Consider the following 10,784-nt stretch of genomic DNA (forward strand, 5'->3'; position numbering starts at 1 on the left):
GCGCGGACGCCGCGGCGCGCGTCGCGCGCGTCGCCCGCAACGCGCTCCCCGGCGCACGCGGCCACTGGCGCTCCGGCACCCGCGCCCACTTCGCGCTGCGCGCCGCCGAGCCGGGCGCCGTGCGGAGCGCCGGCGGCACCGAACACCTGGCGCGCCGGATGGCGGCCAAGCTCGCCGAGCGGCCCGACGTCCTCTTCGCCTACTGGGACCAGGGGCTCGGCCGCCTGGTCGTCAGCGTCACCGAGGAGGAGTTCTCCGACCGGGTCATGGAGCACGCGACCGACCTCGCCACCCGGCACGGGCTGACCCTGGCGGGCGGCGACCCCGAGGAGATGCCGCACCCCGCCGACGCCGCCGGGGTGCGGGCCGCCGCGGCCACGCTCGGCGCCGACGCGCTGGGCATCGCCGCCGGCCTCACCGCGTACTGGCTGCGGCTGCCGCCGTCACCGCGCCTGGCGACCGCCGCCGTCACCCTGCTCCGGGAGAACCCCCGCTTCCGCGCCCGGCTGCGCGCCCGCCTGGGCGCCTCCCGGATGGATCTGCTGCTGGCCTGCGTGAACGCGGCCGTGCACGGTGCGGGCCAGAGCCCCACCTCGCTGGTGCTCGACGGCGCCCTGCGCGCCTGCCAGCTGGCCGGGACGGTGGCCCGCTCGGCCGCCTTCGACACGGTGCACGACCAGCTGTGCTCGCCCGAGCGGATCAGCGTCGCCACCGACGACTGCCCGCGCCCCCCGCTGCGCGTCTCGCCCGCCCAGGAGTACGCCAACCACGCCTCCGCCGGCAGTCTGATCGGCGCGGCGGCCACCCTGCTGGTCAAGCACGACGCGGCCGAGGCGGCCGAGGCGGTGCTCGCCGGCTCGCCCAAGGCCGCCCGCTACGGGCCCGCAGCCTTCCACGCCGTGCTCAGCGCGGCGCTGGCCCGCACCGGCGTGCTGGTGCGCGACCCCGAACGGCTGCGGCAGCTGGAGATGGCCGGCACCGTCGTCCTGCACCCGAGCGCGCTGGTAGCCGACGACGGCGCCGCCGACCCCTGGGCCGAACCCGTCCTGGACGCCGCCCGCCGGGCCGGCCTGCGGATCGTCGTCGTGGGCCACCCGGCGCTGGAGGACTTCACCGGCCTCGCCGACGAGGTGGTGGACACCCGGCGGCCTTTCGACGACGTCGTCCACGGGCTGCGCCGTGACGAGGACGAGGGCGCGGTCGTCACCGTGGCCCGGGCGCGGTCGGCCGACGACCACGACGTCCTGGCCGCACTGCGCGGCAGCGATATCGCCGTCGCGCTCACCGACCGCGCCGGAGCGGTCGTGTGGGGCGCCGACATCCTGGCCCTGCACGGCCTGCCCGACGTGTGGCGGGTGCTCACCGCGGTCCCGGCCGCGCGCACGGTCGGCCGCCGCTCGCAGACCCTGGCCCGCTCCGGCGCCGCGCTGTCCGGGCTGATGGTCGCCGTCGGCGAGTCCGGCGGCGGCCGCGGCCGCCGCTCCGTCCTGCCCGGACTGCGGCACGCGCCGGTCGACGCCGCAGCGGCCACCGCCCTGCTCTCCGGCGCGCGCGCCGCCCTGGGAGTGGCCGCCGCCCGCGCCCCCCGCCCGCACCCGCGCGTGCCCTGGCACGAACTGAAGCCGAACGAGGCGCGGGAGCGGCTGGAGCACGAACCGGCCGACGTGCCGACCCCGCTGGAGCAGGCCACCACCCGCGTCCGCGACACGGCCGGCGCCGCCTTCCGGCATCCCGCGCTGGCCCCGGCCCGCTGGACGTACGACCTCGGGCGGGCCGTGCGCGGCGAACTCCAGGACCCGCTCACCCCCGTCCTGGCCGTCGGCTCGGCGGCCTCGGCGATGCTCGGCTCCGTGATGGACGCCCTGCTCGTCGTCGGAGCGCTCGACCTGAACGCCCTGGTCGGCGGCGTCCAGCGGCTGCGCGCCGAGCGGGCGCTGTCCGGGCTGCTGGCCGAGCAGAAGCAGAAGGCGCGCCTGGCGCCCCCGGCCGGCCAGGCGCCGGCCGGCGGCGCCCGCACCGTGGACGCGGGCAAGCTCAGCCCGGGCGACGTGATCGAGCTGAAGGGCGACGACGTGGTGCCCGCCGACGCCCGCCTGCTGTGGCAGGAGGGCCTGGAGGTCGACGAGTCCGCGCTGACCGGGGAGTCCCTGCCGGTGCAGAAGCAGACCGGCCCCACGCCGCACGCCGTCGTCGCCGACCGGCTGTGCATGGTCTTCGAGGGCACCACCGTGGTGGCCGGGCAGGCCAGGGCCGTCGTCGTGGAGACCGGCGAGCTGACCGAGGCCGCCCGCGCCGTGCACCTGGCCGCCCGTACGCCCCCGGCCGGCGGAGTGCAGGCCCGCCTCCAGGAACTCACCCGCAAGGCGCTGCCGTTGACGCTCGCGGGCGGCGCCGCGGTGACCGGCCTCGCCCTGCTGCGCGGCGCCCCCGTCCGCGACGCGGTCAGCGGCGGCGTGGCCGTCGCGGTGGCCGCCGTGCCCGAGGGGCTTCCGCTGGTGGCGACGGTGGCCCAGCTGGCCGCGGCGCGCCGGCTCAGCCGGGCCGGCGTCCTGGTGCGCACGCCGCGCACCCTGGAGGCGCTGGGCCGGATGGACACCATCTGCTTCGACAAGACCGGCACTCTCACCGAGAACCGGCTGCGCCTGGTGCGGATCTCCGACGGGGGCGGCGCCGTCCACGCGGTGGGCGACGAGGCGGGCGCGCAGACGCTGCGCGTCGCGGCACGGGCCTGCCCACGCCTGAACGGCGGCTCCGACCGGCCGGTGCACGCCACCGACGAGGCGGTCCTGGACGCGGCCCGGCCCGACCCGGACTGGACGCAGCTCGAAGGCCTCGGCTTCGAGGCCGCCCGCGGTTACGCGGCGGCCGTCGGCCGCACCGCCGACGGGCGACGGCTGCTCGTGGTCAAGGGCGCCCCGGAGACCGTGCTGCCCGCCTGCCCCGCCCTGCCCTCCCACGCCGCGGAGACCTCGCACGCGCTCGCCGGCAGCGGACTGCGGGTCCTGGCGGTGGCCCAACGGCGGCTCGCCGACGGCGAGAAGGAGTCGGAGGCGCTCGAACAGGGCCTGAGCAACCTGGAGTTCACCGGAGTGCTGGCCCTGTCGGACGTGCCCCGGGAGACCTCCACCACCCTCGTGCACGGCCTGTACGAGGAGGGCGTACGGCCGGTCATGCTCACCGGCGACCATCCGCAGACCGCGCGGGCGATCGCCACCGAACTCGGCTGGCCCGAGGACACGACGGTGGTCACCGGCGACGAACTGGGCGCCGCCGACCGCTCGGCCCGGGCCCGCATGCTGCGCGACGCGGGCGTGGTGGCCCGGGTGGCGCCCGAGCAGAAGCTCCAGGTCGTCGAGGCGTTGCGGGACGCCGGGCGGGTGGTCGGCATGGTCGGCGACGGCGCCAACGACGCGGCCGCGATCCGGGCCGCCGACATCGGCGTCGGCATCAACGCCCGCGGCTCGGCCGCCGCGCGCAACGCCGCCGACATCGTCCTCACCGCCGACGACCTCACCGTCCTGATCGACGCCATCGGCGAGGGCCGTGCCCTGTGGCACAGCGTCGCGGACGCCATCGCCATCCTGATCGGCGGCAACGCGGGCGAGGTCGGCTTCGGCATCCTGGGCACCCTGCTGGCCGGCCGGGCGCCGCTGTCCACCCGGCAGATGCTGATGGTGAACCTCTTCACCGACCTGTTCCCGGCCATGGCGGTGGCGGTCACGCCGAAGGAGGACGTGGAGCAGGCCCGCGCCGGCTCGCCCGAGGACGCGGCCGGCGGCGTCCTGGGAGAGCCGCTGATCCGGCAGATCCGCCACCGGGCGCTCACCACCTGCCTGGGCGCCGTCACGGCCTGGCTGATCGGCCGCTTCACACCGGGCACCGCACGCCGCTCGGGCACCATGGCGCTGTGCGGGGTGGTCGGCACCCAGCTCGCCCAGACGCTGCTGGACCGCCGCGACAGCAGGCTGGTCCAGGTGACCTCCCTCGGTTCGGCGGTCGCCCTGATCGCCATGGTCCAGACCCCGGGCGTCAGCCGCGTCTTCGGCTGCACACCGCTGGGCCCGGTCGCCTGGGCCGGCGTCGTCGCGGCCATCGCCCTCGCCCTGGCGGGCCAGCGCGCGCTGCCCCGCCTGGAGGAGACGGTCCTGCGGCTGCTGCCCAAGGGAGCGGGCGACGGCCGGGAGACCCCCGCCCCCCGCCGGAGTGTGACCGGAACCGCCGGGACCTGACCGGAGCGCTGCCCTCAGGGGCGCGCCCCGGCGCTCGGACGGACCATGATCTCCGACGTCTCCGACGTCTCGGACGGACCGGTGGTGTCAGACGGACCGGTGGTACTGGTCCGGCACGTGGACCGAGCCGCCCAGCTCGCGGGCCGCGTGCCGGGCCCAGGACGGGTCGCGCAGCAGTTCGCGGCCGAGCAGAACCGCGTCGGCCTCGCCGTTGGCGAGGATCTTCTCCGCCTGCCCGGCCTCGGTGATCAGCCCCACGGCGGCCACCGGCATCGGCGTCTCGGCCTTCACCCGCGCCGCGAAGGGCACCTGGTAGCCGGGGCCCGTCGGGATGGACACACCGGAGGCGTTGCCGCCCGTGGAGACGTCCAGCAGGTCGACGCCGTGCGCGTGCAGCTCGGTCGCGAAGCGCACCGTGTCGTCGGCCGTCCAGCCGCCCTCGTCCAGCCAGTCGGTGGCCGAGATCCGGAAGAAGACCGGCTTGTCCTCGGGCCACACCGCGCGCACCGCGTCCACGACCTCCAGGGCGAACCGCACCCGGTTCTCGTACGAGCCGCCGTAGGCGTCCGTGCGGTGGTTGGAGTGCGGGGAGAGGAACTCGCTGATGAGATAGCCGTGGGCGCCGTGTATCTCGACGATCTCGAAACCGGCGGTCAGCGCCCGCCGCGCCGCGTCCGCGAACTGCCGTACCACGTCACCGATCTGGTCAACCGTCAACTCGTCCGGTACCGGGTGGCGTTCGTCGAAGGGCGTCGCGCTCGGCGCCACCGGCTGCCAGCCGTGCGCGTCCGGCCCGAGCGGCGCGCCGCCCCGCCAGGGCTGGTCCGTCGACGCCTTGCGCCCGCCGTGTCCCAGCTGGATCGCCGGCACCGTGTTCTGGCTCCTCAGGAAGCGGGTGATCCGCCGGAACGCCTCGACCTGGGCGTCGTTCCAGATGCCGAGGTCGTAGGGGGAGATCCTGCCCTCCGGCGACACGGCGGTCGCCTCCACGATGATCAGTCCCGTGCCGCCGGTCGCCCGCGCCGCGTAGTGGGCGAAGTGCCAGTCGTGCGGGACACCGGTCAGCGGGCCCTCGGGCTCGGCCGAGTACTGGCACATGGGGGGCATCCAGACCCGGTTCGGGATCGTCACTTCGCGCAGTGTCCAGGGCTCGAAGAGCGCACTCACGGCGGACTCCATTCGTCACGGGAGCGGTGGTCTGCTTGTACGGTAACTCTCGTAGTACGTCAGCTGTCAAACTACGATGTCCCTCGTAGAATGAGAAGCCTCGTACGAAGTGGAGTCACCGTGACCGCTCCCGCCCCCGCCGCCGGCGGCCGCACCCTCGCGCACCCCGCGCCGGAGGACATCCGCCTGGAGGACGTGCTGCACGCGCTGTCCGACCCGCTGCGCCTGGGCATCGTGCGAGACCTCGCCGGCGGGCGCGGCGAACTCGCCTGCTCGGACTTCGACGTGCCCGTCACCAAGTCGACCACCACGCACCACTTCCGGGTGCTGCGCGAGGCCGGGGTGATCCGGCAGGTCTACCGGGGCACCGCCAAGATGAACGGGTTGCGCCGCGACGACCTCGACGCCCTCTTCCCGGGCCTGCTCGACAGCCTGCTCGCCGCCGCCGCCCGGCAGGAGGAGCGCCGCGCGCACGACTGAGACGGCCGGGCCGCCCCGGCCTCCCGCCGCCTCAGGGCGCGTCCGTACCGGCCGCCGCCCGCAGCGACTCCCAGTCGGGCAGCTTGACGACCGCGCGTCCGAGCGAGGCCCCGAGCCGCGCCTCGGCGCGCTCGATGGCCTGCCAGCCCGCCCACCCGACCGGCTCCACGCCCTCGGCGCGCAGCGCCGCCACCGCGTCCTCGGGCACCGGCTCGCGGGCGAGCGCGGGCGCGTCCGCGAGCAGCGATGCCACCGTCTCCTTCGCGCACGGCCGGTTGGTGCCGATGACACCCGTGGGGCCCCGTTTGATCCAGCCGGCCACGTACTCGCCGGGCGCGACGGCGCCCGCGCGCAGCACCCGGCCCTCCCGGTGCGGCACGGTGCCCGTGGCGGCGTCGAACGGCAGCCCGTCCAGCGGCACCCCGCGGTAGCCCACCGAGCGCAGCACCAGCTGCGCCGCCAGATCCTCGTGGCGCCCCGTGCCCGTCACGCCGCCCAGGCCGTCCGGCGCCGTCCGCTCGAACCGCACCCCCGCCACCCGGCCGCCGGCGGCGAGCAGCTCGACGGGGCGGAGGAAGAACCGCAGCCGGATCCGGCGGGAGCCGCCGCGCAGGGGCGTGTGCGCCCAGGCGCGCAGCACCTCCACGTTGCGGCGCTGGGCGGCCGGCAGCGCGGAGGGGTCGGCGCACCCGGGGTCCAGCGCGAGTTCCGCCGGATCGACGATCACGTCGGTGTCCGGCAGCGCGCCCAGCTCCCGCAGTTCCTTGGTGGTGAAACGGGCCTGCGAGGGGCCGCGCCGGCCCACCATGTGGATGTCGGTCACCCGGCTCGCGGTGAGCGCCGCGAGGGCAGCCTCGGGCAGGTCGGTGGGGCTCAGCTCGGCCGCGCCCCGGGCCAGCATGCGGGTGACGTCCACGGCCACGTTGCCCACGCCGACGACCACGGCGCCGCGGGCGTCCCGCACGAAATGGCCGTCCACGGCGTCGGGGTGGGCGCTGTACCAGGACACGAACTCCGTCGCCGACCAGCTGCCCGGCAGTTCCTCGCCCGGGATGCCGAGCCGGCGGTCGGTCGAGGCGCCCACGCAGTACACCACCGCGTGGTACAGCCGCCGCAGCCGGTCCAGCGGCAGTCCGTCCGGGCCGCCGACCGGCACCGCGCCCAGGAACCTGATCCGCTCGTGCTCCAGCACCGCGCGCAGGCTGCCCTGGAGCGACTTGATCTTCTCGTGGTCGGGCGCCACGCCGTAGCGGACGAGCCCGTACGGGCACGGCAGCCGGTCCAGGACGTCGACGCGCACCTCGGGGTCCTGCTGGACCAGGCCCTGAGCGGTGTAGCACCCGCTCGGCCCCGAGCCGACGACGGCGACACGCAGCACGGCGGAACTCCTTACCCCGGCGGTCGGAGGAGGTCGCTGATGCCTACCAGCATGGCACCGGACGCCCCGGCACGGCAGCACCCCGCCGCCACCCGGCCGACACGTCACCCACCCGCCCCGCCCCGGCCGACTCGTCACCCGCCCGCCCCGGCCGACCCATCCCCACCCGCCCCCTCGCGGCGGCGTCCGCCCTACGGCACCCGTCCGCGGCCGTTCAGGCTTCCAGGACGGGGAGTCACCCCTCCCCGTCCCTGGCCCGGTCCGTCGCGAAGAAGCGGGACACGTCCGTGCCGCGGGAACCGCCGGCGGCATCCGCCCCCGGGGGCCGCCCCATGTCCCAGTCCAGTCCGTACCGCTCGAACAGCTCGGCCCGCAGCACCGGCACCGGCATCGGGGCGCCCGGCACCAGCGCCGCGTACACCGCGCCCATCAGCAGCGCCCGCAGCATCGGGTAGTCCGCGTCGACGTCCGCCGAGCCGTGCCGGGCCACCGTGTCGCGCAGCAGGTACGACAGCCGCTGCTGCTCCGGGCACTGGAGGAAGCCCTCGGCCTGAAGGATCCCCGCCATGTGCTGGCGCATCAGCACCGGCCGCTCCCGGGCCAGACCCAGGATCGCGTCGATGGCGCGCGCCATCCGCTCCCGGCCGTCCTCGGTGCGCGGCTCGCGCTCCAGGGCCTCCTCCAGCGTGCGGTGCATCAGCCGGTGCACGGCGGACTGCACCAGCTGGCGCTTGCCGGGGAAGTAGTACGACACCAGACCGCGCGCGGAGCCCGCCCGGTCGGCGATGGCGCCGAGCGTCGTCGCGTCGTACCCGTGCTCGCCCACCAGCTCGACCGCCGACTGGAGGAGCCGTTCCCGGGAACGCCGCCGCAACTCTTCATTGACCGAGGCGCTGCGCGGGGACATGCTGTAACTCCTGCGTTGACTGGCTGCCAGCCAACTATACTCAGCGCAAGCGGACCGGCCCGTGGTACGGGCCTGGTCGGCATGCCGCCCGTCTCGGGCGACGCGGGGGATCGTCCGAGGCGGGCGCACTTCCCCCCCGATGGTGTCCTGAGGCTCCTAACCGGCCGCGGCCCCGGCCCCGCTCCCCCTAGCCCAGCGCGCGCAGTCCCGGCATCAGTGCGACCAGGACCGGCACCGCCGGGACGAGCGACGCCAGCGCCGTCAGACGCAGTCGGTGGACGGCGGTCAGCCGGGTCCGGGGTGTCAGCAGCCGGTGCACCCGCTGCGGCACATCGGCCCGCGGGCTCGGGCAGGGGCCGAACACCCCGCGGTCCTCGTTGAGTTCGACGAGTGCGAGCGCGGTCGTCAGCCGGCCGAAACGGCGCGAGGCGGCGTCGTCGGCGGCGAGTTCGACCAAGCGGTGCATCTCGTCGCGGAACGCGGCGAAGACGGGCACCTGCGGGAAGCCGTCCGCCAGCGCGGCCGAGCAGTGCAGCAGCCAGTCGTGCCGGGCCCGCGCATGACCCTGTTCGTGGGCGAGGACGGCGTCCAGCTGCCGTCCCTTCAGCCGGCGCAGCGCGGCCGTGGTGACGACCAGCCGGGGTGTGGTCCCGGGCAGCCACCACGCGTCCGGCCGGTCGCTCTCCAGCACCACGAGCCGGTCGGCGCCGGGCTCCTCTCCGGGCAACAGCGGGGCGCGGACGAGGAGTTCGGCACGGCGGCCGGCGCGCCGCCGGCGGGCGCGGACGATCTCGCGCAGCAGCATCGCCGCGCTCCACACCCCGCCGCAGGCGAGGGTCACCGCGGTCGTCGGCGCCCACGCCCCGGCCGTGCCGAGGGCGTACGCCTCGACCACCGCGCGCGGGGCCGTGGCGAACACATGGCCGCGCACCGCCTCCCAGGCGGCGGCGGCGCTGAGCGTCATCGACAGCGCGCAGCACAGCAGGACGGCGGCCACCGCGCACTGCCACGCCCACAGCGCGACGACCGGTTCGCGGTCCGGCCAGTCGGTCCGGGCCAGCAGCCGCGGAGCGGCCACGGCGATCAGCATGCCGAACAGCAACAGGACCGCGGGGACCATCATGCGAGCACCCTATGAGCGCCCGGCCGCCCGGGTTGCCGCTCCGCACGGCAAAGTGACGCAGACCACGGCGACGCCTCCGCACGCACCCCTCTCGTCACATCGCCCGCGCCCTCGCCGGCTCACAGGGTCAGCAGCATCGCGACCATCGCCATCCCCATGGAGAGCCGGCAGGCGCGCGCGAGTTCCGGACGGTCCCCCCATCCCGTGACGGCCCCCGCCCCGCCCGGTACGGCTCCCGCGCCGCTCGCGGGAGCGGCGGCCGCCGGTACCAGCCGCGCGCCGGAGGCCAGGACGTAGCCCGCGAAGTACAGCAGCAGCGCGCCGGTGAGGAGGGGCGCTCCCGAGCCGCCGTGCGCGTGGTGGTGCCCGCCGGGGGAGCCGGGGGACAGCGTCATCACCACCGACATGTAGACCATGGCGGCCGCGCCCACCGAGTGGTGCAGATGGTGCGCGCTGGTCCGCGCCCACCACAGCGAGCGCAGCGCGGCCACGCCGAAGACCAGCGCGTAGCCGGGCCAGGCCCAGGCCGGCGGACTGAAGACCGCCGCGGGGACGGCCATCGCGGCCATCGCGAAGCCCATCACCGCCTCGCTGCCCGCGGCCCTGCGCTGCTCCTCGACACCGCTGCGCATGCGCAGCAGACAGTAGGCGCCGCTCGCCGCGCACAGCGCGACCAGCAGCCAGCCGGGCGAAGCCGGTCCGTGCACCCCCCACCTCCCCGCTCGACGTTGCCGGACCGCCGCTGGGCGGTCCGCCGCTCGGTCAAGCGATGCCCGGACCGCGCGGTGCGCACACGAGCGCAAGGGTGTACGCGGGGAGCGTTCGCGGGAGCGCGCCGCGTCATGAGTGGGACGTCGGTCAATAATTTACCTGTAAAACACCTGTTAAGCTTATGGCCATGAGCAGTGCGCCTCCCAGCCCCACCACCCGCACCCCCCCGGGCCGTCGATCCGCCCCGCGCCTCCCCCTGGCCGGCGTCCTCCGGCTCGGCCGGCCCTCGGACATCTGGTTCAAGCCCGCCCTGAGCGCCGTCGTCTCGGTCGCCCCGCCCAACCTCACGCTGCTCGCCCTCGGCCGGCTCGACCTGGCCATGTACACGATGGCCGGCTCGCTCTGCGCCCTCTACGCCCACAACCGCCCCTACGCCGCCCGGGCCCGGGTGCTGGCCTGGGTCGCGGCGGGAATGCTCGGCGGCCTCGCGCTCTCCCTCGTCGCGGCCTCGCTCACCTCCGACGCGGTCGTCCTGGTCACCGTGGGCGCGCTCCTGGCCGCCGCGCAGAAGACGCTGTGCGACGCCACCCGGCTCGGCCCGCCCGGCAACGTCGTCCTCAGCTTCGTCAGCTCCGCCGCCCTCTTCGTCCCGCAGAGCCTCGGTCAGATCCCCGGACACCTGGCGCTGGCCGCGGCGGCCGGAGCCTGGGCCTGGCTGGTCGGCATGGCCCCCGGCCTGCTGCGCCCGCACGGCCCGGAGCGCCGCGCCACCGCCCAGGCGCTGACCGC

7 protein-coding genes and 1 pseudogene are annotated in these 10,784 nt (G+C 76.1%); 3 read left to right on the plus strand and 5 right to left on the minus strand.

Going from position 1 to position 10,784, the window contains the following annotated elements; translation table 11 throughout:
* Positions 1 to 4,229, plus strand: a 4,229-nt coding sequence (locus ABEB07_RS36250; RefSeq protein ID WP_345672305.1) for a cation-translocating P-type ATPase, incomplete at its 5' end; no start/stop codon positions are given.
* A gap of 87 nt (positions 4,230 to 4,316) precedes the next feature.
* Here ABEB07_RS36250 and ABEB07_RS36255 read toward each other — a convergent pair.
* Entirely contained in the window at positions 4,317 to 5,396 is a 1,080-nt protein-coding gene (locus tag ABEB07_RS36255) for an NADH:flavin oxidoreductase/NADH oxidase (protein WP_345672306.1), read from the minus strand.
* 120 nt (positions 5,397 to 5,516) lie between these two features.
* On the opposite strand from ABEB07_RS36255, the gene ABEB07_RS36260 reads away from it, so the two are divergent.
* A complete protein-coding gene (locus tag ABEB07_RS36260; RefSeq protein WP_345672307.1) occupies positions 5,517 to 5,876 on the plus strand; it encodes an ArsR/SmtB family transcription factor in 360 nt (119 codons plus the stop codon).
* A gap of 31 nt (positions 5,877 to 5,907) precedes the next feature.
* Here ABEB07_RS36260 and ABEB07_RS36265 read toward each other — a convergent pair whose 3' ends face one another.
* From ABEB07_RS36265 to ABEB07_RS36280, 4 genes are all read right to left on the minus strand, one after another.
* Positions 5,908 to 7,254 carry an FAD-dependent oxidoreductase gene (locus ABEB07_RS36265; RefSeq protein WP_345672308.1) on the minus strand — a complete coding sequence of 449 codons (1,347 nt, stop codon included), beginning with the start codon at positions 7,252 to 7,254 and terminating at the stop codon, positions 5,908 to 5,910.
* Positions 7,255 to 7,489: 235 nt separating this feature from the next.
* On the minus strand, positions 7,490 to 8,161 hold the full coding sequence (locus tag ABEB07_RS36270) for a TetR/AcrR family transcriptional regulator (RefSeq protein WP_345672309.1): 672 nt from the start codon (positions 8,159 to 8,161) through the stop codon (positions 7,490 to 7,492).
* 187 nt (positions 8,162 to 8,348) lie between these two features.
* The gene (locus ABEB07_RS36275) at positions 8,349 to 9,284 is read right to left on the minus strand and encodes a M56 family metallopeptidase (protein WP_345672310.1); all 936 of its coding nucleotides are present in this window, start codon (positions 9,282 to 9,284) and stop codon (positions 8,349 to 8,351) included.
* Positions 9,285 to 9,403: 119 nt separating this feature from the next.
* On the minus strand, positions 9,404 to 9,991 hold the full coding sequence (locus tag ABEB07_RS36280; RefSeq protein WP_164588623.1) for a DUF5134 domain-containing protein: 588 nt from the start codon (positions 9,989 to 9,991) through the stop codon (positions 9,404 to 9,406).
* A gap of 191 nt (positions 9,992 to 10,182) precedes the next feature.
* Here ABEB07_RS36280 and ABEB07_RS36285 point away from each other — a divergent pair.
* A pseudogene (locus ABEB07_RS36285) lies at positions 10,183 to 10,784 on the plus strand (FUSC family protein); the annotation flags it as partial.

Source organism: Streptomyces similanensis (assembly GCF_039543625.1).
GTDB classification, from domain to species: Bacteria; Actinomycetota; Actinomycetes; order Streptomycetales; family Streptomycetaceae; genus Streptomyces; species Streptomyces similanensis.

Excerpts from the sequence above, each read along its gene's own strand:
- ABEB07_RS36270 (WP_345672309.1), bottom strand. The coding sequence starts at position 8,161 with ATGTCCCCGCGCAGCGCCTCGGTCAATGAAGAGTTGCGGCGGCGTTCC.
- ABEB07_RS36275 (WP_345672310.1), bottom strand. The coding sequence starts at position 9,284 with ATGATGGTCCCCGCGGTCCTGTTGCTGTTCGGCATGCTGATCGCCGTG.